Here is a 25,816-nt window from a genome sequence, read left to right on the forward strand (position 1 = left end):
CTGTACTAAAGGCCAGGTGGTTGATGAGTGACGCTTCGCCAGAGCGCGGCAGTTTGGGGCGGGACCTGCGACGCTTGCGAAAGTCGCGCGGGTTGAGGATCGCGGATCTCGCGGCTCTCACCAACCGCTCCACCGGCTGGATTAGCCAGGTGGAGCGGGATCGCTCCCAGCCAGGCTACGCCGATCTGGTCGCCATCGCGCAGGCGTTCGATCTGCCGTTGTCGCAGCTGTTTCTCCGCGATGCGGAGCCGATCCCCGAAGCGGGCAACATATTGCGCGCCGATCAACGCCGCCCGCTGCCGGCCGACAATACCGGGGCGGTCGATGACCTGCTCGCCCCGCTCGTCCATGGAATCCAGTTTTACCGCAGCACGCTCGAGGCGCATTCCGCTTCGGACCAGCCGAGCCGAAGGGGCGGGGTCGAGATGGGCTACGTGCTGGAGGGCCGGTTCGAGATCCGGATCGGCGGGCGGCATCACGCGCTTGGCCCCGGCGACAGCTTCTGGGCCCGGGGCGAGGAGATATCCTGGCTCAATCCCCACGACACCCCTTGCACGGTGGTCTGGCTGCTGGCACCGCTGCGGGATGACCCGGACGCCTGACACCCCGCCCGAACCCGATATCGGCAGCGCCTACGATCCGCCGATCGAGCCGCTCGTCGTGATTCACGAGGATCACGAGGTGCTGATCGTCGACAAACCCGCCGGGCTGCTCTCGGTCCCCGGCAAGGGCGAACACCTTGCCGACTGCCTGCTGGCCCGGGTGCAGGAAGCCTATCCGATGGCGCTTCTGGTGCACCGGCTCGACCGCGACACCTCGGGCGTCATGGTCTTCGCGCTGACGCCGCACGCCCAGCGCCATCTCGGTCTGCAATTCGAAAAGCGGCAGGCGAAGAAGACCTATGTCGCGCGGGTACGGGGACGGCTGGAGCCCACGACCGGCACCGTCGACCTGCCGCTGATCGTCGACTGGCCGAACCGGCCACGGCAGATGGTCGATCACGAGAACGGGCGACAGGCGGTCACCGACTGGCGGGTGCTGCGCGCCGATGCGAGCGAAAGCCGGGTGCGGCTGATGCCGAAGACCGGGCGCAGCCACCAATTGCGCGTGCACATGCAGGCGCTCGGTCATCCGATCCTCGGCGACCCGTTCTATGCCGAGGGCGAGGCGCGCGATCATCCGCGGCTGATGCTGCATTCCGAAACGTTGCAGTTCCGTCACCCCGATGGCGGCAAGGGCGTGCGCTACAGCGCCAAGGCGCCGTTCTAGCCGAAAAAATCTCTCAAGGCGTCGATCTCGGCGGGCCGGACCTCGTGGCCGCCGGGATGCCAGACTTGGGTGATGTCGGCCCCCTGCGCCTGCAGATAGGCGATGAGGGCTCGTGTCATCGGCGCCGGGCAGATCGGGTCACGTTCGCCGGCGGAAATGAATACGCGGCGACCGGAGAGCCCGGGCTGCGGCGCCGGGGTCCACGGGATCAACGGGTGCAGCAGCGCCAGATCGGTGAAGAGATCGGGCCGTGTCAGCGCCACGGCGGCAAGGATGTTCGCGCCGTTGGAATAGCCGAGGCCCAGAACCCGCGTGGCGCCGGTGCGGGCGATCTCGGCCGCGACGAATTCCGCCATCTCGTCGCGGCGCATGGCCAGATCCTCCATGTCGTAGACGCCCTCGGCACGACGCCGGAAATAGCGCAGCGCGCCGCCCTCGCTCACCGTGCCGCGCGGCGAGACGACATGCGCCCCGGGCAGCAGTTCGGTGCCGAAGCTGTGGAACTGCTGCTCGTCGCCGCCCGTGCCGTGAAAGGTCAGGAGAAGGGGCGCGCCGGGGCGCCCCTCATGGTGCGCAGCATGAAGCGTCACGCGTCATGTCCCAGCGGTTCGAGCCGGCGCTCGAGTTCGGCGCGCAGATGTTCGTGCTGCTTGGGCAGCTTCAGCGCCTCGCCCAGATGCGCGCGATCCTCGTCGCGGTCGAAGCCGGGCTCGTTGGTCGCCACTTCGAACAGCACACCGCCCGGGCTGCGGAAATAGATCGCGAAGAAGTAGTCGCGGTCGATCTGTGGCGTGGTGGGCCAGCCGGCCTCGGCCAGCCTTTCGGCGACCTCGGCCTGCGCGGCGCGGTTTTCGACGGCGAAAGCGATGTGGTGCACCGAACCCGCGCCGGCCTGTGCGCGCGGCGCCGCCGGATCGACCCGGATGTCGATGCGGCTCGCCGGGTTGCCACCCGCGATCTCGTAGCGTGTCACCGCCCCGTCGCTGGCCGCTTCGCGGTATCCCATGAATTCCAGAAGCTCGACCGTCGCCGCCTTGTCACGCAACAGCATTTCGACCGAGTGAAAGCCGCGGATCGCGATCCCTTCCGACACACCACCGCCGGTCCACGGGGCGCGCCCGTCTGCCGGTGCCTCGACCAGCGCCAGCCTTTCGCCATCGGGGCCGTCGAACAGGAGGCGGGGGGCACCGAAACTGCTGTCGCGAACGATGTTCTCGACATGGCGCTCGCGCAGCCGGGTCTCCCACGCCTCGGCGCTGCCTTGCGGAATGGCGAAACCGGTCAGCGCCACCTCGCCCGCGCCCCTGCGCCCGCGCGCAGCCTGAGGGAAGGGGAAATAGGTCATCACCGTGCCCGGCGTGCCGATCTCGTCGGCATAATAGAGGTGATAGACGTCGGGCGCGTCGAAATTCACCGTCTTCTTCACCCGGCGCAGGCCGAGCGTGTCGGTGAAGAAGGCGTTGTTGGCCCGGGCCCCGGACGCCATCGAGGTGACGTGGTGCAGGCCCCTGATCTGATCCAGCATGGCATTGGCTCCCCTGTGCTCGGCTCAGAGATAAGCTAGCACGGTCGCGCCGAAATCCCCGCTCCGGGCGCGGGATCGGTGCATGGGCGCACAAGTCGCACATGCCTTGCCGGCACCGAGGCCTAGACGGGCGCGCCCCGACAGGGACGCGCCGCGATGCTTACTCGGCAGCGTCGAGGCCCCAGCCGGAGATCGCCTTGACCTCCAGGAACTCCTCGATGCCCCAGACCCCGCCTTCACGAGCCCGGCCCGACTGGCCGACGCCGCCGAAGGGCGCGCCCGCGCCGCGCGGCCGGCCGTTCATCTCGATCATGCCCGCATGCAGCGCCAGGGCGAGACGGTTGCGGCGCGCCGGGTCGGCGGACTGCACGTAGTTGGTCAGGCCATAGGGCGTGTCGTTGGCAATCTCGATCGCCTGCGCCTCGTCCTCGAACGGCATGATCGAGAGCACCGGGCCGAAGATCTCCTCGCGCGCGATGGTCATGTCGGGCGTCACGTCGGCAAAGACCGTGGGCCGCACGAAGTAGCCGCGATTGACCCCCTCGGGCAGGCCGGGGCCGCCCGCGACGAGCCGCGCGCCCTCCTTGATGCCGGTCTCGATCAGATCCTGCACCTTGGTCCATTGCGCCTTGTTGACGAGCGGGCCGATATGGCGGCCCTCCTGGCTCGCCGGGCCGACGCCGGTTTCCTGCGCCGTGCGGGCGGCGATCTCGACCGCCTCGTCGTAGAAACCGCGCTCGACCAGCATCCGGGTCGGCGCGTTGCAGGACTGACCGGTGTTCTGCATGCAGTGCCGCACGCCGCGCACCACCGCCTTTTCCCCGGCATCGGCGAAGATCAGGTTGGCGCCCTTGCCGCCCAGCTCCAGCGTCACCCGCTTGAGCGTCTCGGCCGCCGCCTTGGAGATGGCGCGGCCGGCCCGGGTCGAGCCGGTGAAGGAGATCATCTGCACGTCCTCGTGGGTCGAGAGCTGCGTGCCGACGCCGGCGCCGTCGCCGTTGACGAGGTTGAACACGCCCGGCGGCACACCGGCCGCGTCGAGCATCTCGGCGAAGACGATCGAGGACAGCGGCGCCTCCTCGGAGGGCTTCAGTACCACGGTGCAACCCGCCAGCAGCGCCGGGATTACCTTGAGCGTCACCTGGTTCATCGGCCAGTTCCACGGCGTGATCAGCCCGACCACGCCGATCGGTTCGAGCGAGATCATCGTGTCGGGCGCATGATCGCCCAAGGGCCGCAGCCATTCGATCTGGTCGAAGGCCGTCAGGAAGTTCTCGAGGTGATAGGGCAGGGAGGTGGCCTGGCTGTTGCGCGCCAGATCGATCGGCGCGCCCATCTCGCGGCTCATCGCTTGCGCCAGATCCTCCTTGCGGGCCTCGTATTGCTCGAGGATGCGCGCGACCACGGCGCGCCGCTCGGCGGGCGGGGTGGCGCGCCAGCCGGGGCCCGCGCGCTTGGCGGCGGCGACGGCGGCATCGGTGTCGGCCTGACCGCCGAGAGAGATGACAGCGCAGGGCTCTTCGGTCGAGGGGTCGATCACCTCGCAGTCGCGCCCGTCCAAGGGCGCGGTCCAGCGGCCGTCGATGTAGAAGTCGCGTTTCTCGATCATGGGGATCTCCTCCGTGTCGCGGCGCAGAGTGTCACCGGCGGATCGGGGCCGCAAGCTATGGCAGGCGGTGCCGCGGCTTCCTATGTTGGCCACGGGAACAGTGTTACAGGAGGTTACCATGGCCCTGCGCATCAATGACGAGATTCCGAATCTGACCGTCAAGACAGACCAGGGCGAGTTCGCCCTGCATGACTGGGTCGGCGATAACTGGGCGATCATCTTCAGCCATCCCAAGGACTTCACCCCCGTCTGCACCACCGAGTTCGGTGCCGTGGCGCGGCTCGACGCCGAGTGGAAGAAGCGCGGCACCAAGGTGCTCGGCGTCTCGGTGGACGGCGTCGACGAGCATGTCCGCTGGAAGAAGGACATCGAGAAGGCCGGCGGCGTCGCGCCCGAGTTCCCGATCGTCGCCGATGACGGTCTGGAGATCTCCAAGGCCTTCGACATGCTGCCCGCCGACGCCTATCTGCCCGACGGTCGCACCCCCAACGACAGCGCCACCGTGCGTGCCGTCTTCGTCATCGGTCCCGACAAGCAGCTGAAGCTGTCGATGACCTATCCGATGACCGTCGGACGCAACTTCTCGGAGGTGCTGCGCGCGCTCGACGCGCTGCAGCTCACCACCGGCAAGGGGGTGGCAACGCCGGCCGACTGGCAGGTCGGTCAGGACGTGGTGATCCCGGCCACGCTCTCGGACGAGGACGCGAAGGCCAAGTTCGGCGAGTTCGAGACCGTGCTGCCCTATCTGCGGATGACCAAATCACCGCAGTAAGGCGAAACGAGCGGCGCGCCCCGTCGAGAGGGGCGCGCCGGGTTCAGATGACGACGACCGTCGTGCCGATCGGCACGCGGTCGTAGAGATCCTCGACATGTTCGTTGATCAGCCGCACGCAGCCCGACGAGAACTTGCGTCCCATGGTCCAAGGCTGCGGCGTGCCGTGGATGCGGTAATAGGTGTCGCGCCCGTTCTGGTAGAGATAGAGCGCGCGCGAGCCGAGCGGGTTGCGGGCATGGCCACCGGGCAGTCCGCCCGCATAGGGGCCGTAGACCGCCGGCTCCTGCCGGATCATGTTGGCGGTGGGCGTCCAGGCCGGCCATTCGGCCTTGCGCGCCACTTGGGCGGTGCCGGTGAAGTTGCGCCCCGCCGCGCCGAGCGCCACGACATAGCGGATCGCCCGGCCATTGCCCAAGGTCCAGTAGAGCCTGTTCTGCGCGATCCGCACGTGGATCTGCCCCGGCGCCAGCGCCTCGTTGACGCTGATTTCGGTGGGCAGCCACTCGCGCGGGATCTTTACTACGCGCGGGGGGGCGGCCAGAACCGGTCCGGTGGCCACGATCGCGGCGGCAGCCGCAAGTACGCCTCGTCTCGAGAGTTTCATGCCTGCTCCTGTCCGGGCTCTGCGGCCCGTTTCGCCTCTGTCCGGGGAGCATAACACCGAATCGCCGCGCCGTGGTTAACCTCGTCGCAGAAAAATGGGCGGCCCCGACAGGGGCCGGCCATGAGGGCATAAAGCCTTGAATCAGAAGCGGTAGCTGACGCCGAGCGAGAGCCAGGGGTAGACGACCAGATCGCTGCCGGTCTCGTTGGCGTCGTCTTCCATCTGCTGCAGGTCGGCTTCGAACTCCGCATCGACGCTCGGATCGCCGCTAGTACCGTCGAGCGCCACCTCAACGCCACCGATGCCGATCAGACCGATCTCGCTCTCGAAGCCCCAGCCATGCGCGCCGCCGCTCGTGTAGCCAAGCGCCAGCATCGGCGCGACCTCGTTCGCGAAGCGGACCGAGGCATCGACGCGCGCATCGTCGTAGCGCATGCCGTCGTCCGCCTCGAAGCCCCGGCCGCTGCCGTCGAGATCGCTGCTGGAGAAGAACAGGCCACCCGAGATGCGGAAGCCACCGCCATAGGGGTGGTAATCCGCCAGAGCGGCGATGCCGCCGAAGCTGCCATCGGCGGTGATTTCCGTGCCGAAATCATCTTTGTCGCCCTCGAACTCGAAATCCGGAATCCCGGTGAGGACGCCGCGCAGGCGCAGCCTGGGCATCACCTCGTAGGCGGCGGAGCCATAGAGACCGAAGCTGGAAACGCCGAAGCCGGTGGAGGCACCCTCGACGCTGTCGGTGAGTGGTTGCGCCTGAACCGTCGTGGCGACGAGCAGGAAAACGGCGGCGAGGGGGAGGCTGGGACGCATGGGGGATCCTTGTTGTCTTGCTGGCGCATCTGCCGAGGACGACAGGGCGGCCGCAACCCAAGGGCGGCCTGCCCCTATCGATAACCAATGCATGTGGTCGCGGCGCCGCAGGACTGGCGACGCGCAGGGATCGGGCATGAAAAAAGGGGCCCGAAGGCCCCTTTTCCGTATCGATGCAAACCGGATCAGTCGGCCTGCGCATCTTCCTTGGCTTCCTCGCCGGTCTCCTGGTTCACGACCTTCATCGACAGGCGCACCTTGCCGCGATCGTCGAAGCCCAGCAGCTTGACCCAGACCTCCTGGCCTTCCTTCAGAACGTCCGAGGGATGGTTCAGACGGCGGTTCTCGATCTGGCTGACATGCACGAGGCCGTCGCGCTTGCCGAAGAAGTTCACGAAGGCGCCGAAATCGACGAGCTTCACGACCGTGCCCTTGTAGATCTTGCCTTCCTCGGGCTCGGCCACGATCGAGTAGATCATGTCATAGGCCTTCTGGATCGCTTCGCCATTGGCCGAGGCGATCTTAATCACGCCGTCATCGTTGATGTCGACCTTGGCGCCCGAGACCTCGACGATCTCGCGGATCACCTTGCCGCCCGAGCCGATCACTTCGCGGATCTTGTCGGTCGGGATCTGCATCGTCTCGATGCGCGGCGCGTGGACCGAGAACTCACCGACGCCGGAGAGCGCCTTGTTCATCTCGCCCAGGATGTGCAGGCGGCCGGCCTTGGCCTGCGCCAGCGCCTTCTTCATGATCTCGGGCGTGATGCCCGCGACCTTGATGTCCATCTGCAGCGAGGTGATGCCGGTCTCGGTGCCCGCAACCTTGAAGTCCATGTCGCCGAGGTGATCCTCGTCGCCGAGGATGTCGGTCAGCACCGCATAGGAGCCGTCCTCTTCGAGCACGAGGCCCATCGCAACGCCGGCCACCGCCGATTTCAGCGGCACGCCCGCATCCATCATGGCCAGCGAGCCGCCGCAGACCGACGCCATCGAGGACGAGCCGTTCGATTCGGTGATCTCCGAGACGAGGCGGATCGTGTAGGGGAAGTCGGTCGGCGCCGGCAGCACCGCCTGCAGCGCGCGCCAAGCGAGCTTGCCATGGCCGATCTCGCGACGGCCGGGGGAGCCGACGCGGCCCACTTCGCCCACCGAGTAGGGGGGGAAGTTGTAGTGCAGCAGGAAGTTCGATTTGAAGTTGCCGTGCAGCGCGTCGATGAACTGCTCGTCATCGCCGGTGCCGAGCGTGGTCACGACCAGCGCCTGGGTCTCGCCGCGGGTGAACAGCGCCGAGCCATGGGTGCGCGGCAGCAGGCCGGTCTCGGCGACGATGTCGCGGACGGTGTCGAGGTTGCGGCCGTCGATGCGCTGGCCCTTCTTGACCACGTCGCCGCGCAGCACGCTCGATTCGAGCTTCTTCAGTGCCGAGCCGAGATTCGCGTCCTCGAGCTGCTCCTCGGTGAGCTGGGCCTTGATGTCCTCGCGGGCTTGGGCGACGGCGGCGGTGCGCTCCTGCTTGTCGGTGATCGCGAAGGCGGCGCGCATCTTCTCTTCGCCGGCGGCCTTCACGGCGTCGTAGAGCGCCGAGTAGTCCGGGGGGGTGAAGTCGAAGGGCTCCTTGGCACATTCCTCGGCCAGATCGATGATCAGGTCGATCACCGGCTGGATCTGCTCATGCGCGAAGGTCACGGCGCCGAGCATCTCGTCCTCGGTCAGCTCGTAGGCCTCGGACTCGACCATCATGACCGCGTCCTTGGTGCCCGCGACCACCAGATCGAGGCGCTGCTCGGGGTTCGAGCGCAGGTTCTGCATGTCATCGACGGTCGGGTTCAGCACGTAGTCGCCATCGACATAGCCGACGCGGGCACCGGCGATCGGACCCATGAAGGGTGCGCCCGAGATCGTCAGCGCGGCCGAGGCCGCGATCATCGCGACGACGTCGGGATCGTTGACGAGGTCGTGGCTCAGCACGGTGCACATCACCAGCACTTCGTTCTTGAAGCCCGGCACGAAGAGCGGGCGGATCGGCCGGTCGATCAGGCGCGCGGTCAGCGTCTCCTTCTCGGTCGGGCGCGCCTCGCGCTTGAAGAAGCCGCCCGGGATCTTGCCGGCGGCGTAGTATTTTTCTTGGTAGTGGACGGTCAGGGGAAAGAAGTCCTGACCCGGCTTCGGCGCCTTGGCGAAGGTGACGTTGGCCATCACGCTGGTTTCGCCCAGCGTCGCGATGACCGAGCCGTCGGCCTGGCGCGCGACCTTGCCGGTTTCCAGCGTCAGCGTCTCTTCGCCCCACTGGATCGATTTTTTCACGTCGTGAAACATCGTCTTTTCCATTCTGGCCCGACCTTCGGGCCCTTGTGCCCCCCTAATGCGTGAACAGTCCCTGGGGGCGGGTTGCGGAGGGGCCGGATGCCCCTGGCTCTCGTGTTTCCGTGACGCGGGTCGAGCCCGGTCCGCGCCATCCCGGATAGCAAAGGGACCGCGCCGTGGCGCGGTCCCCGAAAACCTTAGCGGCGGATGCCGAGGCGGCCGATCAGGGCCTGGTAGCGCTCGACGTCCTTGTTCTTCACGTAGTCGAGAAGTTTACGGCGGCGGGCGACCAGCTTGAGAAGGCCACGGCGGCCGTGGTTGTCCTTCTTGTGGGTCTTGAAGTGCTCGGTCAGGGTCGCGATGCGCGAAGTCAGGATCGCGACCTGCACCTCGGGCGAACCGGTGTCGCCGTCCTTGGTGGCGAAGTCGCTGATGACCTTGGCCTTGTCTTCCACGGTGATCGACATCGGGGTCTCCTTTCGGGATGAGAGTGATGGCGCAAGCCGGGATGTCGTCCAGCAGGGCCCATGGAGTACCGCCTCCATATAGGAAGACGGATGGGTGCCCATAGGGGAAATCGCCCGAAAAGGAAAGTGGTTTGCTGTGGCGCGGGGTCGCGGCGGGACTCAGGCGACGGGATCGGTGAGCAGCAGCACCGCGCCCGGCGCGAGCGCGTCGATCCCGGCGAGCCGCAGCAGCGCCGCGCCGTCGGCGCGCAGAAGCAACCCTTCCGGCCGCGGCTCCAGCGTCAGTTCCGGCGCGGCGCCCTCGGGATGCAGCACCACGATCCGATCCAGCGCGGCATCGAAATCGGCGATCACCGCCGGATCGCCCGCCTCGGCGCTGCGCAGCGCGAAGATGTCACCGCCGGCTCCGCCATGCGCGGTGTCGCCAGCGCCTGCCGCGATGACGTCGTCGCCCGCGCCACCATTGAGGAAATCGCCCGCCCCGACGCCCGAGCCGTCGCCGGTGCCGTCGAGCCGATCGTCGCCGGCGCCGCCATGCAGCACGTCGCGTCCTGCGCCACCACGCAGCATGTCATCGCCCAGATCGCCGCCCAGCGCGTCGTGACCCGCACCTCCGAACAGCCGGTCATGCCCGGCGCCGGCGCGGATCGCGTCGTCTCCGGCACCGCCGCGAAGCAGGTCGTCGCCGACATGTCCCCACAGCGCGTCATCGCCGGTGCCGCCCGCAAGCGTATCCTCGCCGCGCCCGCCATGGATCTCGTCATCCCCGGCACCGCCATCGGCCCGGTCGGGGCCATCGCGCAGATCGACATGATCGTGTCCCGCGCCGGCCTCGACATGGTCGGCCATCCCCGCGTCGACGATGTCGCCGAAGATCACGTCGGGGGCCTCGCTGCCCGTGTCAGACAGGCGCTGCGGCAAGGGTGTCGCGGCTTCGAGGGCGGAATCGCCATCCAGCGCGAAGGCTGCGTCGAGCGGTACGGTCTTCGGCGGCGCGTCGGGCCCGTCGATGTCGATCTCGTCGCTATCGGATTCGGAGCCGCCCTCGGTGATCATGGGCGGCAGCAACGCCGCGCCGGCAAGGGCAAGGCCGAGCAGTCCGAGCAGGGCGAGCATGGCAATCTCTGCGACGAGGGCGAAGCGCAGGCTAGCATGCGGCGAAGGACTGACGGCCCGGAACCGTCCGGCAGGGTTAAGGGCGGGGGATCAGCGGTTGGCGCCGGGCTGCCACAGCACGTCGGCGCGGCCCGAATCATTGGCGATCCGCGCCGCGACGAAGAACCAGTCCGAAAGCCGGTTCAGATAGCGCGCCGCATGCTCGTTCACCGCCTCGGCGCGACCCAGCGCCACCGCCAGCCGCTCGGCCCGGCGAGAGACGGTGCGGCACAGGTGCAGATGCGCGGCCAGCGCCGAGCCGCCCGGCAGAACGAAGCTGCGGAGCGGCTCCAGCGCCTCGTTCATCGCGTCGATCTCGCGCTCCAGCCGCTCGGTCTGGCCGGCGGTCATGCGCAGAACCGGGTATTTCGCCTCGGAATCCCGGTCGGGGTCCGGGCGGCACAGATCGGCTCCCAGATCGAACAGGTCGTTCTGGATGCGGCCCAGCGCGGCGTCCATCTCATCCTCGGCATGCAGGCGCGCCAGCCCGATCGTGGCATTGGTCTCGTCGACCGTGCCATAGGCCTCGACCCGCAGCGCGTCCTTGTTCACCCGGCTGCCATCGCCCAGCGCGGTGTCGCCCTTGTCGCCGGTGCGGGTGTAGATGCGGTTCAGCACGACCATCAGTTCACCCCCCGCAGGAACACGTAGAGCAGGATCAGCAGCACCGCGACGAATTGCGCGCCGATGCGCCAGCGCATGATCTTGTTGGCGTGTTTGCGGTTGAAATCGCCACCCTTTCCGAAGGTGCCGACGCCGAACATCAGGATGCCGGCGACGATCAGGACGGCAAGAACGACGAGAATGAATAGCGGATCTTCGAACATGGGGCGCCTTTCGCGGTTGCTCTACCATCTAGCGGCCGGGCGGCTCGAGGCAAAGCGGGGCGCGGTGTCGCGGGTTCACCCCCGCGCCACCACCCAGTCGAGCGCCCGCGTCGGCAACAGCCGCCGCAACGTGCCGGAAACATGCGTGGGCGTGGTGACGTAGTAACGCGGTCGCGGCCGCTTCGCCTCGAGCGCATGGGCGAGCTTGTCGGCCACCGCTTCGGGCGGCAATTCGAACCGGTCGGGGCCACGCTCGGCATAGAGCCGTTGCAGCAGGCCTTCGTATTCCGCGCGCCGGGCCGAACCCTTCCAGTCGATCCAGCGCTCGAAATGCGGAATCGAATTGGCGCGGATCCGCGAGGTGACGGGGCCCGGCTCGATCAGCGAGATGTGGATGCCGGTCCCGGCCATCTCGAGCCGCAGCACGTCGGTCAGACCCTCCAGCGCGAACTTGGTCGCGACATAGGCGCCGCGCCACTTCACCCCCACTAGGCCGAGCACCGAGGAGCAGTTGACGATCCGGCCCGCGCCTTGGGCCCGCATCACCGGGATGACCTGCCGGGTCAGGTCGTGCCAGCCGAACAGGTTGGTCTCGAAGATTTCCGCCAGCGCCTCGCGCGGCAGGTCCTCGACCGCGCCGGGGCAGGCGAAGGCGCCGTTGTTGTAAAGCGCGTCGAGCCGTCCGCCAGTGGCTTCCAGCACCGCGGCCAGCCCTTCCGCCACGCTGTCCGGATCGGCATAATCGAGCCGCGGCGCGTCGAAGCCCTCGGCCCGCAGCCGCGCGCAATCGGCTTCCGCCCGGCAGCTTGCGAAGACACGCCAGCCCCGGTCGCGCATGTGGCGCGCGCATGCAAGGCCGATGCCGGAGGAGGAGCCGGTGACGAGGAGGGTGCGGGGGGTGTCCATGCGGGTCTCATGGCGGGGCAGGGGACGGGGTGCAACGAAAAAGGCGCCCCTCGGGGGCGCCTCTCCCGGCAAATGGATTTCGGGCTCAGCCTTCGACGGGGGCGAGCAGCCGCTCGGACATCCAGCCGGTCTCGCCGGTCGAGGTGATCTCGATCCTGGCCCAGCCACCGGCGCTCTCGATCAGCCGGGCTTCGGTCCCGCGGGGCAGGGTGTCGAGCACGGCGTGGCCGGTGCCGGGGCCTTGGCGCATGTTTACCCAATCGCCGCTGATCTGGCGCAGTTCGATATCCGACATGGTTTCGGCAACGGCCGGAGTGGCCACGGTCTCGACCGGCTCGGCTTTGGCCGGCTTCGGCATGAAGGAGGCCGAGATCAACTCGACATTCTCGGGAAATTCGCGCATCGCGGTGACCGGAATGCCCGACTCGCTGCGCTCGACGTCGTGGCGGGCGATCATCTCGGGGGACGGGGTGCTGGCCTGCACCGCGCCGATCATCGTCTGCGGCCGGAAATCGGCGCCGCCGGACATTTCATAATAGCCCACGCCGAGCAGGAGAAAAGTGGCACCGATGCCGAAAACATGTTTCATGACAACCTCTTGTTCTGCTCAACACCCCGCCGGTTTGGTCACTCTCATGTGACGCTCTCCGCGGCGCAGGATCTCGCTGATCCGTTGCCTGCCCAACCGCGACTTTACGCCGATGGTTCCCGTCGATAGGAAGCTTTTCATGCCAGACCCCCTTGACGACGCCCTCCCGGCCCTGCCGGAGCAGGACCTGACCGAGCCGCTGCGCCGTGCCATAGGCGAGCGTTATCTGAGCTATGCGCTCTCCACGATCATGAACCGGGCGCTGCCCGATGCGCGCGACGGGCTGAAGCCCGTGCACCGCCGCATCCTCTATGCGATGCGCGAATTGAAGCTCTCCTCGACCGGGGGCTTCCGCAAATCCGCGAAGATCTCTGGCGACGTGATGGGCAACTATCACCCGCATGGCGACGCCGCGATCTATGATGCGATGGCCCGCCTCGCGCAGGATTTCGCGGTGCGCTACCCGCTCGTGGACGGGCAGGGCAACTTCGGCAACATCGACGGCGACAACCCGGCCGCCGCGCGCTACACCGAGGCCCGCCTCACGGCGGCCGCCGAGGCGCTGATGGAAGGGTTGACCGAGAACGCGGTCGATTTCCGTCCGAACTACGACGGTACGCTCGAAGAGCCCGTCGTGATGCCCGCGGCCTTCCCGAACCTGCTGGCCAACGGCTCGTCCGGTATCGCGGTCGGCATGGCGACCAACATCCCGCCGCACAATCTGCACGAGCTGATCGAGGCTTGCCTCTACATGATCAAGACGCCGGGCGTCTCCGATGAGAAGCTCGTCGATCTCGTGCCCGGCCCCGACTTCCCGACCGGTGGCGTGCTGGTCGAGCCGCGCGAGAACATCCTCACGGCCTACCGCACCGGGCGGGGCTCGTTCCGGCTGCGCGCGCGCTGGGAGGTCGAGGAGCTGGGCCGCGGCCAGTGGCAGGTGGTGGTCACCGAGATCCCATATCAGGTGCAGAAATCGAAGCTGATCGAGCGCCTCGCCGAGCTGATCCAGACCCGCAAGATCCCGCTTCTGGCGGATGTGCGCGACGAGAGCGCCGAGGATGTGCGCATCGTGCTGGAGCCGCGCGCCAAGACGGTCGAGCCCGAGATGATGATGGGGATGCTGTTCAAGAACAGCGATCTCGAGATCCGCTTCGGTCTCAACATGAACGTGCTGATCGACGGGCTGACGCCCAAGGTCTGCTCGCTGAAGGAGGTGCTGCGCGCCTTCCTCGATCACCGGCGCGAGGTGCTGCAGCGCCGCTCGCAGCACCGGCTGGAAAAGATCGACCACCGGCTCGAGGTGCTCGAGGGCTTCATCACCGCCTTCCTCAATCTCGACCGGGTGATCGACATCATCCGCTACGACGATCAGCCCAAACAGGCGCTGATGGCCGAGGACTGGGACCGCGACCACGTCCGCGCCGTCTCCGAGCGCGACTACCGCTCGCCGCTGACCGAGAGCCTTGGCGGCGGTGGCCTCACCGAGGTGCAGGCCGAGGCGATTCTCAACATGCGGCTCAGGAGCCTGCGCCGGCTGGAGGAGCTGGAGCTTCTCAAGGAGCAGGACGCGCTGATGCAGGAGCGGGCCGGGCTCGAGGACCTGCTCGCCTCCGAGGACAAGCAGTGGAAGTCGATCGCCGACCAGCTGCGCGAGACCCGCAAGCTGATGGGCCATGCCTCGCCCGGCGGCCAGCGACGCACCGGTTTCGCCGAGGGCACCGAGATCCCCGACGTGCCGATCGAGGCGATGATCGAGCGCGAGCCGATCACCATCGTCTGCTCCGAGATGGGCTGGATCCGCGCGATGAAGGGCCATATCGCGCTCGATAGCGAGCTGAAGTTCAAGGATGGCGACAAGGGCCGCTTCGTGCTGCATGCCGAGACCACCGACCGGCTCTTGGTGTTCGGCTCGAACGGGCGTTTCTACACCGTCTCGGCCAGCAGCCTGCCCGGCGGGCGCGGCATGGGCGAGCCGCTGCGCCTGATGGTCGACCTGCCGAACGAGGCGCAGATCGTGGCGCTGCATCTCTACCGTCCGGAGCGGCGACTTCTGGTCGCCTCCTCGGCGGGCGACGGCTTCATCGTCAACGAGGACGAGGTGCTGGCGCAGACCCGCGCCGGCAAGCAGGTGCTGAACGTCAAGGACGAGGTGGTGGCGAAGATCTGCAAGCCGGTCACCGGCGACGCCGTCGCCGTGGTGGGCGACAACCGCAAGGTGCTGGTGTTCCCGCTCGACGAGCTGCCCGAGATGACCCGGGGCAAGGGCGTACGGCTGCAGAAGTACAAGGATGGCGGGCTCTCGGACGCCACCACTTTCGTGCTGGAGGCGGGGCTGTCCTGGAAGGATCCGGCGGGCCGAACCCGGACCGAGAGCGACCTCGCCGACTGGACCGCCAAGCGCGCCACCGCCGGGCGCATGGCGCCGCGCGGCTTCCCGCGCGACAACCGCTTCAACTGATCCCGTTTCGTCGGGGGAAGAGGCGCGCGGTGCAAGCCGCGCGCCTCTTGGCGCTTGATTTCCCTCTCCGATGCAAATACATCGCCCGCGATGTCGAACCGGGCCAGGGAGGCCCCCGAACACGCGAGGCGCCAGCGCAGATGGCCAAGGCAAAATTCGAACGCACCAAACCGCACGTGAACATCGGGACCATCGGTCACGTGGACCACGGCAAGACGACGCTGACGGCGGCGATCACCAAGTATTTCGGTGACTTCCGCGCCTACGACCAGATCGACGGCGCGCCGGAGGAGAAGGCCCGCGGGATCACCATCTCGACCGCGCATGTCGAGTACGAGACCGAGACGCGGCACTACGCCCACGTCGACTGCCCCGGCCACGCCGACTACGTGAAGAACATGATCACCGGCGCGGCGCAGATGGACGGCGCGATCCTGGTGGTGAACGCCGCCGACGGCCCGATGCCGCAGACCCGCGAGCACATCCTGCTCGGCCGCCAGGTGGGCATCCCCTACATGGTCGTCTACATGAACAAGGTCGACCAGGTGGATGACGAGGAGCTGCTCGAGCTCGTCGAGATGGAAATCCGCGAGCTGCTGTCGTCCTACGACTACCCGGGCGACGACATCCCGATCATCAAGGGCTCGGCGCTCGCCGCCATGGAAGGCCGCGACGAGGAGATCGGCGAGAACTCGATCAAGGCGCTGCTGAAGGCGGTCGACGAGTACATCCCGACCCCGGCGCGCGCCGTCGACCTGCCGTTCCTGATGCCGATCGAGGACGTGTTCTCGATCTCCGGCCGCGGCACCGTGGTGACCGGCCGCGTCGAGCGTGGCGTGATCAATGTCGGCGACGAGATCGAGATCGTCGGCATCCGCGACACCAAGAAGTCGACCTGCACCGGCGTCGAGATGTTCCGCAAGCTGCTCGACCGCGGCGAGGCGGGCGACAACGTCGGCGTGCTGCTGCGCGGCATCGACCGTGACGGCGTCGAGCGCGGCCAGGTGCTGTGCAAGCCCAAGTCGGTGGCGCCGCACACCAAGTTCGAGGCCGAGGCCTACATCCTCACCAAGGAAGAGGGCGGCCGCCACACCCCGTTCTTCGCGAACTACCGCCCGCAGTTCTACTTCCGGACCACCGACGTCACCGGCACCGTCGTCCTCCCCGAGGGCACCGAGATGGTGATGCCCGGCGACAACCTGAAGTTCAACGTCGAGCTGATCGCGCCGATCGCCATGGAAGACGGCCTGCGCTTCGCCATCCGCGAAGGCGGCCGCACCGTCGGCGCCGGCGTCGTGTCGAAAATCATCGAGTGATCCCGGTTTCCGGGCGGTATCGCCGCCCGGTCCCGTCACGATCGAAGGGCCGCCCCGAGGGGCGGCCCTTTTCGCGTTCGAGGGGTGGGACTCAGTCGCCCGGGGGCAGGCCCAGCATCGCGTCGGCCTCGGCCGTGGTCGCGTCGAGCGTCGCCTTCATCGCGGCGCGTGCCGCCTCGCGCGCCGCTTCGTCCGCCTTGCGCGGCATCTGCCGGTCCCAGGGCCGGAACACCACCGCGCCGCGGCCACCCGGGCGCGGCAGCAGCAGCCGGTCCCAGCTGTTCGCCCGGCTCTGCCTTTCGGTGGAGTAGGCATAGAAGAACACCGGTCGCCCGGTGATCCGGGCCCAGTCGAGCGGCGGGTCGTTGATCTCGCCGGCGGGACCCAGCGGGCCGTCGGCGGTGATGCCGATGCTGGCACCGGCGCGCAGCCGCTCCATCACCATGCGCGACATCGCGAGATTCGAAAGCCGTCGCGACATCGCCACCGGCGTCAGCCCGCGCCTGCGATGCGTATCGCCGGCGATTCGCGCGATCGGCGAGGTGTCGTGCAGGGTCGAGAGATCGCCGGCCTCGCGCGGCCAGTGGAACGGCCCCAGCATCAGCCGCGAATGGCGCAGCACCAGCAGCACCGGACCCTCGGCCAGTGCCGCGCGCAACCCGTCCTCGCCGCGCAGCTCCCACGACGTGTTGCGCTGGCAATGCGCGAGCCAAGCATGGGCGATTCCTCCCATGCCGCGGGTCACGGCGGCGCTCTTGGCCAGTCTCTTGCCGATCGACATGGGGTTCCTCCGGGCTGCGTCGCGCATCTTGCAAGCCACCGCCGCAAGGGCAAGGGCGGGGGAGGGGGCTTTGGTATCCGAATGCGTTCCGGGGCCCTTGATCCCGGCGCGAATTGCGACTACTCGGAGGGCGGTCTTAGGGGTATAGCTCAGTTGGTAGAGCATCGGTCTCCAAAACCGAGGGTCGTGGGTTCGAGTCCCCCTGCCCCTGCCAGGACCACCGCGGCGCGCCCGCTTGCAGATCGCGCGGCGTCCCCGTATGTCCCGCATCGATCCCCGGAAAGGTGTAGATGATGGCCAGAACCAACCCCGTCCAGTTCGCGCAGCAGACCCGCGCCGAGATCGCCAAGGTGGTCTGGCCGACCCGCCGCGAAGTGCTGCTGACCACGGTGATGATCTTCATCCTCGCCGCCGTCGCCGCGCTGTTCTTCAGTCTCGTGGATCTGGGCATCCGCTCCGGTCTCCAGGCGGTGCTGGAAGGGCTGGCCGGCTGATCCCGCCCATCGGGCATCGGGCCGTGGGGCTTGATCTGCGCCGCGCCGGGCGCTACTGACCGGCGGACTTGGGAAACGGCGCGCGAGTGCGCGCCGCTTTGCCGTTTGAGAGGCCCCGATCGGGGGCCGGGAATTGCAACGAGGCTCCGGCGTTTCGCCGGCTGCGACGGAAGGTGTCGGGCAACATGGCGAAACGCTGGTATTCGGTTTCCGTGCTCTCGAACTTCGAGAAGAAGATCGCCGAGCAGATCAGGACCAAGGTCGCCGAGCAAGGGCTCGAGGACGTGATCGACGAGGTGCTCGTCCCCACCGAGGAGGTGATCGAGGTCCGTCGCGGCAAGAAGGTCTCGACCGAGCGCCGCTTCATGCCCGGCTACGTGCTGGTGCACATGGAGATGTCCGACAAGGGCTACCACCTCGTCACCTCGATCAACCGGGTCACCGGGTTCCTCGGGCCGCAGGGGCGGCCGATGCCGATGCGCGACGCCGAGGTCGAGGCGATCCTCGGCCGGGTGCAGGAGGGCGAGGAAAGCCCGCGCACCCTGATCCGCTTCGAGGTCGGCGAGAAGGTGAAGGTCAAGGATGGCCCGTTCGAGGATTTCGACGGTCTGGTCGAGGAGGTGGACGAGGACAACCAGCGCCTCAAGGTCACGGTCTCGATCTTCGGCCGCGCCACCCCGGTCGAGCTGGAGTTCACCCAAGTGGCCAAGCAGGGCTGAGCGTCCGCCGTCCGGCACGCGTCATGTTTTCCGAAAGGGGCCCACGCGGGCCCCTTTCTTCGTTTCCGGGGTAGGGCGGTATCGCCTGCAACCGAGAGATCGGGTCGCGAAGGGCGTTCCACCGTTCACTTCGAAAGGGCGGAGCTCTTTGGGTAGCCCTCGGGATCGGGTCTCGACCCGCGGGTCTCATCGCGGAGGGCGATCGACGGGCATCGGGTGCGGGGTTGACGCCCGGCCGCTGCCGGGCTATGCGGCGACCTTCCCCGGGGACGGTTTCGGCCGATCTCCGGCCGCGATTCGCGCCACGCGCGCCTCGCGGATGTGGGAGGCGAGCCGGGCGCGCCCGGTCGAGCCGCACCACGCCAACCAGAGCCGTCCGGACGCGTCCGGAGGGTGTTGCGACAAGGAGAGGCCCGATGGCCAAGAAAGTGATGGGGCAGCTGAAGCTCCAGATTAAGGCAGGTGAAGCCAACCCGTCCCCGCCGGTGGGTCCGGCGCTGGGTCAGCGCGGCATCAACATCATGGAATTCTGCAAGGCCTTCAACGCGAAGACCGCGGATATGGAAAAGGGTTCGCCCTGCCCGACCGTGATCACCTACTACCAGGACAAGTCCTTCACGATGGAGATCAAGTCGCCGCCGGCGTCGTTCTTCCTCAAGAAGGCGGCCGGTCTCAAGCCCGTCGGCAAGCGCAACCGCCCCAAGGGCGCCGTGCAGCCCGGCAAGGAGACCGCCGGCACCGTGACCCTCGCCCAGGTGCGCGAGATCGCGGAAGCGAAGATGAAGGACCTGAACGCGACCTCGATCGAGGGTGCGATGCAGACCGTCCTTGGCTCTGCCAAGTCGATGGGTATCGAGGTGAAAGGCTAAGATCATGGCAAAACTCGGTAAACGCACCCGCGCCGCCCGCGAGGCCTTCGCCGGCAAGGAGAACGTCGAGCTCTCCGAAGCCATCTCGCTGATCAAGTCCAACGCCAGCGCGAAGTTCGACGAGACCGTCGAGATCGCAATGAATCTGGGCGTCGACCCGCGCCATGCCGACCAGATGGTCCGCGGCTCGGTCACCCTGCCCAACGGCACCGGCAAGACCGTGCGCGTCGCCGTCTTCGCCCGTGGCGAGAAGGCCGAAGAGGCCAAGAAGGCCGGGGCCGACATCGTCGGCGCCGAGGACCTGATGGAGACCGTGCAGTCCGGCAAGATCGAGTTCGACCGTTGCATCGCGACGCCGGACATGATGCCGATCGTCGGTCGCCTCGGCAAGATCCTCGGCCCGCGCAACCTGATGCCGAACCCGAAGATCGGCACCGTCACCATGGACGTCGCCGATGCGGTCAACGCTGCCAAGGGTGGCCAGGTGCAGTTCCGCGTCGAGAAGGCGGGCGTGATCCATGCCGGCATCGGCAAGGCCTCGTTCGAAGCCTCGAAGCTCGAAGAGAACATCCGCGCCTTCGTCGAGGCGGTGAGCCGTGCCAAGCCGGCCGGCGCCAAGGGCACCTACCTCAAGAAGGTGGCGCTCTCCTCGACCATGGGCCCGGGCGTCAGCGTCGATCTGGCCTCGGCCACCGGCGCGGCCTGATAGAGATTTCACCCCTGCCGCGGCGGGGATGAATGGCGGGGCGTTCGCGCCCCGTCCTGTCCGAGACGGAGGGCAGGGGGAGACCCCGCTAAGGCCTTCCCGAGATGGGAAACGAGAGTTGGATTTCCGTTCGAAAGCACATTGCTTTCCTTCGGGCGATCGCGGCCTCGGGACCCTGAAGCGGACCCGAACGGCCCCCGGACGATCAGGGGGTCAGACAGAGCCGGGGGGAAACCCCCAAACTTGGAGTAAACCGTGGATAGAGCCCAGAAAGAGAAAGTGGTCGAGGAACTCGGCCAGATCTTTGAAAGCTCTGGCGTCGTGGTGGTTGCCCACTACGAAGGCATGACGGTTGCCCAGATGCAGGACCTGCGCGCGAAAATGCGTGACGCGGGCGGGTCCGTGCGTGTTGCCAAGAACAAGCTCGCCAAGATCGCCCTTGAGGGAAGGCCCTGCGCAAGCATCGCCGATTACCTCACGGGCATGACCGTGCTCTCCTACTCCGAAGACCCCGTGGCGGCTGCCAAGGTGGTCGACGCCTATGCGAAGACCAACGACAAGCTGGTCATCCTCGGCGGCGCGATGGGAGACACGGCCCTGGATCCGGCCGGTGTGAAGGCCGTGGCCCAGATGCCGTCGCGTGAGGAGCTCATCGCTTCGATCGTCGGCTGCATCGGTGCCCCGGCATCGAACATCGCCGGTGCCATTGGCGCGCCCGCAAGCAACATCGCAAGCATTCTCTCGACCATCGAAGAGAAGGCTGCCTAAGGCAACCCGACACCTCGGGGGCTTGAAAGCCCTCGCGTTGGAACACAATTGAACGAACGGAAAAGTAAAATGGCTGATCTGAAGAAACTCGCCGAAGAGATCGTTGGTCTGACCCTTCTCGAGGCGCAGGAACTGAAAACCATCCTCAAGGACGAGTATGGCATCGAGCCCGCCGCCGGCGGCGCCGTGATGATGGCTGGCCCGGCCGGTGGCGACGCTGGCGCCGCTGCCGAGGAGAAGACCGAGTTCGACGTCGTCCTGAAAGACGCCGGCGCTCAGAAGATCAACGTGATCAAGGAAGTCCGCGGCATCACCGGCCTCGGCCTGAAAGAAGCCAAGGACCTCGTCGAGGCCGGCGGCAAGGTCAAGGAAGGCGCGCCGAAGGCGGAAGCCGAAGAGATCAAGGCGAAGCTGGAAGCCGCTGGCGCCAAGGTCGAGCTGGCCTGATCCCGGGCGGGCGCGCGTCCAGCGCGCCACGCCTCAAGAATTGGCTGGATCCGCGAATTTCGCGGGTCCAGCCGAACCCGTCTTGGAAGGGGGTCGCGCGCGACCCTCGTCTCGGGCAGGTTCCACGGTCGGGAGGTCATCGGTGGGACGGTGATCGCGAATGGACCGGAACTCCCCTCTCGCAAGGATGACGCGGCCTTCCCCGCCGGTCGCGCCGATCCGCAGAGACCTGAAAGGTGACGACACCCATGGCTCAGTCCTTCCTCGGCCAGAAGCGTTTGCGCAAGTATTACGGCAAGATCCGCGAAGTGCTGGAGATGCCGAACCTCATCGAGGTGCAGAAATCCTCCTACGACCTGTTCCTGAAATCGGGTGACCAGCCGCAGCCGACTGACGGCGAAGGCATCAAGGGCGTGTTCCAGTCGGTCTTTCCGATCAAGGACTTCAACGAGACCGCCACGCTCGAATTCGTGAAATACGAGCTGGAAAAGCCGAAATACGACGTCGAGGAGTGCCAGGCCCGCGACATGACCTACAGCGCGCCGCTCAAGGTGACGCTGCGGCTGATCGTGTTCGATGTCGACGAGGACACCGGCGCCAAGTCCGTCAAGGACATCAAGGAGCAGGACGTCTTCATGGGCGACATGCCCCTGATGACCCAGAACGGCACCTTCATCGTCAACGGGACCGAGCGGGTGATCGTGTCCCAGATGCACCGGAGCCCCGGCGTGTTCTTCGACCACGACAAGGGCAAGACGCATTCCTCGGGCAAGCTGCTCTTCGCCTGCCGGATCATCCCCTATCGCGGCTCCTGGCTCGACTTCGAATTCGATGCCAAGGACCTCGTCTTCGCGCGCATCGACCGGCGCCGCAAGCTGCCCGTGACCACGCTGCTCTACGCGCTGGGACTCGACCAGGAAGGCATCATGGATGCCTATTACAACACGGTCGAATACAGCTTCGACAAGAAGGCCCGCTCCTGGGTCACCAAGTTCTTCCCCGAGCGCGTACGCGGCACCCGCCCGGCCTATGACCTCGTGGACGCCGCCACCGGCGAGGTGATCGCCAAGGCCGGCGACAAGGTCACGCCGCGCGCCGTCAAGAAGCTGATCGACGAGGGCAAGGTCACCGACCTGCTGGTGCCGTTCAACAACATCGTCGGCAAGTTCGTCGCCCGCGACATCATCGACGAGGACACCGGCGCGATCTATGTCGAGGCCGGCGACGAGCTGACCATCGAGACCGACAAGGACGGCGAGATCACGGGCGGCACGCTCAAGGACCTGATGGATGCGGGCATTACCGACATCCCGGTTCTCGACATCGACAACGTCAATGTCGGCCCCTACATCCGCAACACGGTCGCCGCCGACAACAAGGCCTGGAACCGCGAATCGGCGCTGATGGAGATCTACAAGGTCATGCGCCCCGGCGAGCCGCCGACCGTCGACGCCGCCTCGGCGCTGTTCGACACGCTGTTCTTCGACGCCGAGCGCTACGATCTCTCGGCCGTGGGCCGCGTGAAGATGAACATGCGCCTGAACCTCGACGCCGAGGACAGCCAGCGCACGCTGCGCAAGGAAGACATCGTCGCCTGCATCAAGGCGCTGGTGGAGCTGCGTGACGGCAAGGGCGAGATCGACGACATCGACCACCTCGGCAACCGCCGGGTGCGCTCGGTCGGCGAGCTGATGGAGAACCAGTACCGCGTCGGCCTGCTCCGCATGGAGCGCGCGATCAAGGAACGCATGTCCTCGGTCGAGATCGACACGGTGATGCCGCAGGACCTGATCAACGCCAAGCCCGCCGCCGCCGCGGTGCGCGAGTTCTTCGGCTCCTCGCAGCTGTCGCAGTTCATGGACCAGACCAACCCGCTGTCGGAAGTGACGCACAAGCGTCGTCTCTCGGCGCTCGGGCCGGGCGGTCTGACCCGCGAGCGCGCCGGCTTCGAGGTGCGCGACGTGCACCCGACCCATTACGGCCGGATGTGCCCGATCGAGACGCCGGAAGGCCCGAACATCGGCCTGATCAACTCGCTCGCCACCTTCGCGCGGGTGAACAAGTACGGCTTCATCGAGACCCCCTACCGCAAGGTCGTGGACGGGCAGGTGACCGACGAGGTGAACTACCTCTCGGCCACCGAGGAGATGCGCCACACCGTCGCCCAGGCCAACGCCTCGCTCGACGAGAACGGCAAGTTCGTCAACGAGCTGGTGAACACCCGCCAGTCGGGCGACTACATGCTCGCGCCTTCCGAGAGCGTCGACCTGATCGACGTCAGCCCGAAGCAGCTCGTCTCGGTCGCGGCCTCGCTGATCCCGTTCCTCGAGAACGACGACGCGAACCGCGCGCTGATGGGTTCGAACATGCAGCGTCAGGCCGTGCCGCTGCTGCAGGCCGAGGCGCCGCTGGTCGGCACGGGCATCGAGGAGGTCGTGGCCCGCGATTCCGGCGCCGCGATCATGGCGCGCCGGGGCGGCATCATCGACCAGGTCGACGCGACCCGGATCGTGATCCGCGCCACCGAGGATCTCGAACTCGGCGATGCCGGGGTCGACATCTACCGGATGCGGAAGTTCCAGCGTTCGAACCAGAACACCTGCATCAACCAGCGTCCGCTGGTGAAGGTGGGTGACCGGGTCGGCAAGGGCGAGGTGATCGCCGACGGTCCCTCGACCGACATGGGCGAGCTGGCGCTCGGCAAGAACGTGGTCGTCGCGTTCATGCCGTGGAACGGCTACAACTACGAGGACTCGATCCTGATCTCCGAGCGCATCGTGCGCGACGACGTCTTCACCTCGATCCACATCGAGGAATTCGAGGTCGCGGCCCGCGACACCAAGCTCGGGCCGGAAGAGATCACCCGCGACATCCCCAATGTCGGCGAGGAGGCCCTGCGCAACCTCGACGAGGCGGGCATCGTCTATATCGGCGCCGAAGTGGGGCCGGGCGACATCCTCGTGGGCAAGATCACCCCGAAGGGTGAATCGCCGATGACGCCGGAAGAGAAGCTGCTTCGCGCCATCTTCGGCGAGAAGGCCTCCGACGTGCGCGACACCTCGCTGCGTCTGCCGCCGGGCGATTTCGGCACCATCGTCGAGGTCCGGGTGTTCAACCGCCACGGCGTCGACAAGGACGAGCGGGCGCTGCAGATCGAGCGCGAGGAAGTCGATCGTCTGGCGCGTGACCGCGACGACGAGCTGGCGATCCTCGACCGCAACATCTACGCGCGTCTCAAGGACCTGATCCTCGGCAAGACCGCGGTGAAGGGGCCGCGCGGCGTCAAGGCCGGCTCGACCATCGACGAGGAACTGCTGGGCACGCTGTCGCGCGGCCAGTGGTGGCAGCTCGCCCTCGAGGACGAGGACGACGCCAAGATCGTCGAGGCGCTCAACGAGCAGTACGAGATCCAGAAGCGCACGCTCGACGCGCGGTTCGAGGACAAGGTCGAGAAGGTGCGTCGTGGCGACGACCTGCCGCCGGGCGTGATGAAGATGGTCAAGGTCTTCGTCGCGGTGAAGCGCAAGCTGCAGCCGGGCGACAAGATGGCCGGCCGTCACGGCAACAAGGGCGTCATCTCCCGCGTCGTGCCGATGGAGGACATGCCGTTCCTCGCCGACGGCACGCCGGTCGACTTCTGTCTCAACCCGCTGGGCGTGCCGTCGCGCATGAACGTCGGTCAGATCCTCGAGACCCACATGGGCTGGGCCGCGCGCGGCCTCGGCATCCAGGTCGACGAGGCGCTGCAGGAGTACCGCCGCTCGGGTGATCTCACCCCGGTGCGCGAGGCGCTGCGCATCGCCTATGGCGACGATGTCTACGAAGAGGGCATCGCCGGCATGGACGAGGAGCGCGTCGCCGAGATCGCGACCAACGTGCATCGCGGCGTTCCGATCGCCACCCCGGTCTTCGACGGCGCCAAGGAGCCCGACGTCAACGACGCGCTCAAGCGCGCCGGCTTCGACAGCTCGGGCCAGTCGGACCTGTTCGACGGCCGCACCGGCGAGAAGTTCTCGCGCAAGGTGACGGTGGGCGTGAAGTACCTGCTCAAGCTGCACCACCTCGTGGACGACAAGATCCACGCGCGTTCGACCGGGCCGTACAGCCTCGTCACCCAGCAGCCGCTGGGCGGCAAGGCGCAGTTCGGCGGCCAGCGCTTCGGGGAGATGGAGGTCTGGGCACTGGAAGCCTACGGCGCCGCCTACACGCTGCAGGAAATGCTGACCGTGAAGTCGGACGACGTGGCGGGCCGGACCAAGGTCTATGAGAGCATCGTCAAGGGCGAGGACAACTTCGAGGCCGGCGTGCCGGAATCGTTCAACGTCCTCGTGAAGGAAGTCCGGGGCCTCGGCCTCAACATGGAACTCCTGGACGCGGAGGACGAGTAACGGCGTTCCGCCGCGCACCCCCGACGGG

25 protein-coding genes and 1 tRNA gene are annotated in these 25,816 nt (G+C 67.2%); 13 read left to right on the top strand and 13 right to left on the bottom strand.

Going from position 1 to position 25,816, the window contains the following annotated elements; genetic code table 11:
- Positions 1 to 23 precede the first annotated feature (23 nt).
- Entirely contained in the window at positions 24 to 602 is a 579-nt protein-coding gene (locus tag ACRAQ3_RS00815; protein WP_432255343.1) for a helix-turn-helix domain-containing protein, read from the top strand.
- Entirely contained in the window at positions 586 to 1,269 is a 684-nt protein-coding gene (locus ACRAQ3_RS00820) for an RluA family pseudouridine synthase (RefSeq protein ID WP_432255344.1), read from the top strand. The genes ACRAQ3_RS00815 and ACRAQ3_RS00820 overlap by 17 nt, the downstream gene beginning before the upstream one ends.
- Here the strand turns inward: ACRAQ3_RS00820 and ACRAQ3_RS00825 are convergent.
- The 3 genes from ACRAQ3_RS00825 to ACRAQ3_RS00835 form a co-directional block, all read right to left on the bottom strand.
- Entirely contained in the window at positions 1,266 to 1,859 is a 594-nt protein-coding gene (locus ACRAQ3_RS00825) for an alpha/beta hydrolase (protein ID WP_432255345.1), read from the bottom strand. The genes ACRAQ3_RS00820 and ACRAQ3_RS00825 overlap by 4 nt on opposite strands.
- Positions 1,856 to 2,794: a ring-cleaving dioxygenase gene (locus ACRAQ3_RS00830; protein ID WP_432255346.1), complete on the bottom strand. Its 939-nt coding sequence runs from the start codon at positions 2,792 to 2,794 to the stop codon at positions 1,856 to 1,858. The genes ACRAQ3_RS00825 and ACRAQ3_RS00830 overlap by 4 nt, the downstream gene beginning before the upstream one ends.
- Before the next feature lie 160 nt (positions 2,795 to 2,954).
- A complete protein-coding gene (locus ACRAQ3_RS00835; RefSeq protein WP_432255347.1) occupies positions 2,955 to 4,403 on the bottom strand; it encodes an aldehyde dehydrogenase family protein in 1,449 nt (482 codons plus the stop codon).
- A 118-nt stretch (positions 4,404 to 4,521) separates the two neighbouring features.
- Here ACRAQ3_RS00835 and ACRAQ3_RS00840 point away from each other — a divergent pair, with 118 nt between their 5' ends.
- Positions 4,522 to 5,175 carry a peroxiredoxin gene (locus ACRAQ3_RS00840; protein ID WP_269395556.1) on the top strand — a complete coding sequence of 218 codons (654 nt, stop codon included), beginning with the start codon at positions 4,522 to 4,524 and terminating at the stop codon, positions 5,173 to 5,175.
- A gap of 43 nt (positions 5,176 to 5,218) precedes the next feature.
- On the opposite strand, the gene ACRAQ3_RS00845 is transcribed toward ACRAQ3_RS00840, so the two are convergent.
- From ACRAQ3_RS00845 to ACRAQ3_RS00885, 9 genes are all read right to left on the bottom strand, one after another.
- Positions 5,219 to 5,782, bottom strand: a complete 564-nt coding sequence (locus ACRAQ3_RS00845) for a L,D-transpeptidase (protein WP_432255348.1) — start codon at positions 5,780 to 5,782, stop codon at positions 5,219 to 5,221.
- 141 nt (positions 5,783 to 5,923) lie between these two features.
- Positions 5,924 to 6,592 carry a hypothetical protein gene (locus ACRAQ3_RS00850; protein ID WP_432255349.1) on the bottom strand — a complete coding sequence of 223 codons (669 nt, stop codon included), beginning with the start codon at positions 6,590 to 6,592 and terminating at the stop codon, positions 5,924 to 5,926.
- Positions 6,593 to 6,777: 185 nt separating this feature from the next.
- Entirely contained in the window at positions 6,778 to 8,910 is a 2,133-nt protein-coding gene (gene pnp / locus ACRAQ3_RS00855; protein ID WP_269395820.1) for a polyribonucleotide nucleotidyltransferase, read from the bottom strand.
- A gap of 185 nt (positions 8,911 to 9,095) precedes the next feature.
- A complete protein-coding gene (rpsO, locus tag ACRAQ3_RS00860) occupies positions 9,096 to 9,365 on the bottom strand; it encodes a 30S ribosomal protein S15 (protein ID WP_085895005.1) in 270 nt (89 codons plus the stop codon).
- Between the two features lie 159 nt (positions 9,366 to 9,524).
- Positions 9,525 to 10,481 carry a calcium-binding protein gene (locus ACRAQ3_RS00865; RefSeq protein ID WP_432255350.1) on the bottom strand — a complete coding sequence of 319 codons (957 nt, stop codon included), beginning with the start codon at positions 10,479 to 10,481 and terminating at the stop codon, positions 9,525 to 9,527.
- A gap of 90 nt (positions 10,482 to 10,571) precedes the next feature.
- Positions 10,572 to 11,144 carry a cob(I)yrinic acid a,c-diamide adenosyltransferase gene (locus ACRAQ3_RS00870; protein WP_432255351.1) on the bottom strand — a complete coding sequence of 191 codons (573 nt, stop codon included), beginning with the start codon at positions 11,142 to 11,144 and terminating at the stop codon, positions 10,572 to 10,574.
- Positions 11,144 to 11,347 carry a twin transmembrane helix small protein gene (locus ACRAQ3_RS00875; protein WP_432255352.1) on the bottom strand — a complete coding sequence of 68 codons (204 nt, stop codon included), beginning with the start codon at positions 11,345 to 11,347 and terminating at the stop codon, positions 11,144 to 11,146. The genes ACRAQ3_RS00870 and ACRAQ3_RS00875 overlap by 1 nt, the downstream gene beginning before the upstream one ends.
- Before the next feature lie 75 nt (positions 11,348 to 11,422).
- Positions 11,423 to 12,253: an SDR family oxidoreductase gene (locus tag ACRAQ3_RS00880; protein ID WP_432255353.1), complete on the bottom strand. Its 831-nt coding sequence runs from the start codon at positions 12,251 to 12,253 to the stop codon at positions 11,423 to 11,425.
- A gap of 85 nt (positions 12,254 to 12,338) precedes the next feature.
- Entirely contained in the window at positions 12,339 to 12,842 is a 504-nt protein-coding gene (locus tag ACRAQ3_RS00885) for an SH3 domain-containing protein (RefSeq protein ID WP_432255354.1), read from the bottom strand.
- 139 nt (positions 12,843 to 12,981) lie between these two features.
- On the opposite strand from ACRAQ3_RS00885, the gene ACRAQ3_RS00890 reads away from it, so the two are divergent.
- Positions 12,982 to 15,300: a DNA topoisomerase IV subunit A gene (locus ACRAQ3_RS00890; protein WP_269395564.1), complete on the top strand. Its 2,319-nt coding sequence runs from the start codon at positions 12,982 to 12,984 to the stop codon at positions 15,298 to 15,300.
- A gap of 140 nt (positions 15,301 to 15,440) precedes the next feature.
- Positions 15,441 to 16,616 carry an elongation factor Tu gene (tuf, locus tag ACRAQ3_RS00895; RefSeq protein WP_269395565.1) on the top strand — a complete coding sequence of 392 codons (1,176 nt, stop codon included), beginning with the start codon at positions 15,441 to 15,443 and terminating at the stop codon, positions 16,614 to 16,616.
- Positions 16,617 to 16,707: 91 nt separating this feature from the next.
- On the opposite strand, the gene ACRAQ3_RS00900 is transcribed toward tuf, so the two are convergent.
- Positions 16,708 to 17,397 carry a lysophospholipid acyltransferase family protein gene (locus ACRAQ3_RS00900; RefSeq protein WP_432255355.1) on the bottom strand — a complete coding sequence of 230 codons (690 nt, stop codon included), beginning with the start codon at positions 17,395 to 17,397 and terminating at the stop codon, positions 16,708 to 16,710.
- 138 nt (positions 17,398 to 17,535) lie between these two features.
- Between ACRAQ3_RS00900 and ACRAQ3_RS00905 the strand changes: the two genes are divergently transcribed.
- The 8 genes from ACRAQ3_RS00905 to rpoB all read left to right on the top strand — a co-directional run bounded on the left by ACRAQ3_RS00905 (position 17,536) and on the right by rpoB (position 25,788).
- Positions 17,536 to 17,611 (top strand) — tRNA-Trp (locus ACRAQ3_RS00905).
- 79 nt (positions 17,612 to 17,690) lie between these two features.
- Positions 17,691 to 17,891: a preprotein translocase subunit SecE gene (gene secE / locus ACRAQ3_RS00910; protein WP_045320283.1), complete on the top strand. Its 201-nt coding sequence runs from the start codon at positions 17,691 to 17,693 to the stop codon at positions 17,889 to 17,891.
- A 185-nt stretch (positions 17,892 to 18,076) separates the two neighbouring features.
- Positions 18,077 to 18,610, top strand: coding sequence for a transcription termination/antitermination protein NusG (gene nusG, locus ACRAQ3_RS00915; protein ID WP_085894997.1), 534 nt, complete (start codon positions 18,077 to 18,079; stop codon positions 18,608 to 18,610).
- A 416-nt stretch (positions 18,611 to 19,026) separates the two neighbouring features.
- A complete protein-coding gene (gene rplK, locus ACRAQ3_RS00920) occupies positions 19,027 to 19,479 on the top strand; it encodes a 50S ribosomal protein L11 (protein WP_269395567.1) in 453 nt (150 codons plus the stop codon).
- A gap of 4 nt (positions 19,480 to 19,483) precedes the next feature.
- Positions 19,484 to 20,185: a 50S ribosomal protein L1 gene (rplA, locus tag ACRAQ3_RS00925; RefSeq protein ID WP_269395568.1), complete on the top strand. Its 702-nt coding sequence runs from the start codon at positions 19,484 to 19,486 to the stop codon at positions 20,183 to 20,185.
- Positions 20,186 to 20,440: 255 nt separating this feature from the next.
- On the top strand, positions 20,441 to 20,953 hold the full coding sequence (gene rplJ, locus ACRAQ3_RS00930) for a 50S ribosomal protein L10 (protein WP_269395569.1): 513 nt from the start codon (positions 20,441 to 20,443) through the stop codon (positions 20,951 to 20,953).
- A 69-nt stretch (positions 20,954 to 21,022) separates the two neighbouring features.
- Positions 21,023 to 21,400 carry a 50S ribosomal protein L7/L12 gene (gene rplL / locus ACRAQ3_RS00935; RefSeq protein ID WP_085894993.1) on the top strand — a complete coding sequence of 126 codons (378 nt, stop codon included), beginning with the start codon at positions 21,023 to 21,025 and terminating at the stop codon, positions 21,398 to 21,400.
- A 248-nt stretch (positions 21,401 to 21,648) separates the two neighbouring features.
- Positions 21,649 to 25,788, top strand: a complete 4,140-nt coding sequence (gene rpoB, locus ACRAQ3_RS00940; RefSeq protein ID WP_269395570.1) for a DNA-directed RNA polymerase subunit beta — start codon at positions 21,649 to 21,651, stop codon at positions 25,786 to 25,788.
- Positions 25,789 to 25,816: the final 28 nt, after the last annotated feature.

This window comes from Limimaricola sp. AA108-03 (assembly GCF_050847355.1).
Lineage (GTDB): Bacteria > Pseudomonadota > Alphaproteobacteria > Rhodobacterales > Rhodobacteraceae > Limimaricola.

Excerpts from the sequence above, each read along its gene's own strand:
- ACRAQ3_RS00815 (WP_432255343.1), top strand. The coding sequence starts at position 24 with ATGAGTGACGCTTCGCCAGAGCGCGGCAGTTTGGGGCGGGACCTGCGA.
- ACRAQ3_RS00820 (WP_432255344.1), top strand. The coding sequence starts at position 586 with ATGACCCGGACGCCTGACACCCCGCCCGAACCCGATATCGGCAGCGCC.
- ACRAQ3_RS00830 (WP_432255346.1), bottom strand. The coding sequence starts at position 2,794 with ATGCTGGATCAGATCAGGGGCCTGCACCACGTCACCTCGATGGCGTCC.
- ACRAQ3_RS00835 (WP_432255347.1), bottom strand. The coding sequence starts at position 4,403 with ATGATCGAGAAACGCGACTTCTACATCGACGGCCGCTGGACCGCGCCC.
- ACRAQ3_RS00840 (WP_269395556.1), top strand. The coding sequence starts at position 4,522 with ATGGCCCTGCGCATCAATGACGAGATTCCGAATCTGACCGTCAAGACA.
- ACRAQ3_RS00845 (WP_432255348.1), bottom strand. The coding sequence starts at position 5,782 with ATGAAACTCTCGAGACGAGGCGTACTTGCGGCTGCCGCCGCGATCGTG.
- ACRAQ3_RS00850 (WP_432255349.1), bottom strand. The coding sequence starts at position 6,592 with ATGCGTCCCAGCCTCCCCCTCGCCGCCGTTTTCCTGCTCGTCGCCACG.
- pnp (WP_269395820.1), bottom strand. The coding sequence starts at position 8,910 with ATGTTTCACGACGTGAAAAAATCGATCCAGTGGGGCGAAGAGACGCTG.
- rpsO (WP_085895005.1), bottom strand. The coding sequence starts at position 9,365 with ATGTCGATCACCGTGGAAGACAAGGCCAAGGTCATCAGCGACTTCGCC.
- ACRAQ3_RS00865 (WP_432255350.1), bottom strand. The coding sequence starts at position 10,481 with ATGCTCGCCCTGCTCGGACTGCTCGGCCTTGCCCTTGCCGGCGCGGCG.
- ACRAQ3_RS00870 (WP_432255351.1), bottom strand. The coding sequence starts at position 11,144 with ATGGTCGTGCTGAACCGCATCTACACCCGCACCGGCGACAAGGGCGAC.
- ACRAQ3_RS00875 (WP_432255352.1), bottom strand. The coding sequence starts at position 11,347 with ATGTTCGAAGATCCGCTATTCATTCTCGTCGTTCTTGCCGTCCTGATC.
- ACRAQ3_RS00880 (WP_432255353.1), bottom strand. The coding sequence starts at position 12,253 with ATGGACACCCCCCGCACCCTCCTCGTCACCGGCTCCTCCTCCGGCATC.
- ACRAQ3_RS00885 (WP_432255354.1), bottom strand. The coding sequence starts at position 12,842 with ATGAAACATGTTTTCGGCATCGGTGCCACTTTTCTCCTGCTCGGCGTG.
- ACRAQ3_RS00890 (WP_269395564.1), top strand. The coding sequence starts at position 12,982 with ATGCCAGACCCCCTTGACGACGCCCTCCCGGCCCTGCCGGAGCAGGAC.
- tuf (WP_269395565.1), top strand. The coding sequence starts at position 15,441 with ATGGCCAAGGCAAAATTCGAACGCACCAAACCGCACGTGAACATCGGG.
- ACRAQ3_RS00900 (WP_432255355.1), bottom strand. The coding sequence starts at position 17,397 with ATGTCGATCGGCAAGAGACTGGCCAAGAGCGCCGCCGTGACCCGCGGC.
- secE (WP_045320283.1), top strand. The coding sequence starts at position 17,691 with ATGGCCAGAACCAACCCCGTCCAGTTCGCGCAGCAGACCCGCGCCGAG.
- nusG (WP_085894997.1), top strand. The coding sequence starts at position 18,077 with ATGGCGAAACGCTGGTATTCGGTTTCCGTGCTCTCGAACTTCGAGAAG.
- rplK (WP_269395567.1), top strand. The coding sequence starts at position 19,027 with ATGGCCAAGAAAGTGATGGGGCAGCTGAAGCTCCAGATTAAGGCAGGT.
- rplA (WP_269395568.1), top strand. The coding sequence starts at position 19,484 with ATGGCAAAACTCGGTAAACGCACCCGCGCCGCCCGCGAGGCCTTCGCC.
- rplL (WP_085894993.1), top strand. The coding sequence starts at position 21,023 with ATGGCTGATCTGAAGAAACTCGCCGAAGAGATCGTTGGTCTGACCCTT.
- rpoB (WP_269395570.1), top strand. The coding sequence starts at position 21,649 with ATGGCTCAGTCCTTCCTCGGCCAGAAGCGTTTGCGCAAGTATTACGGC.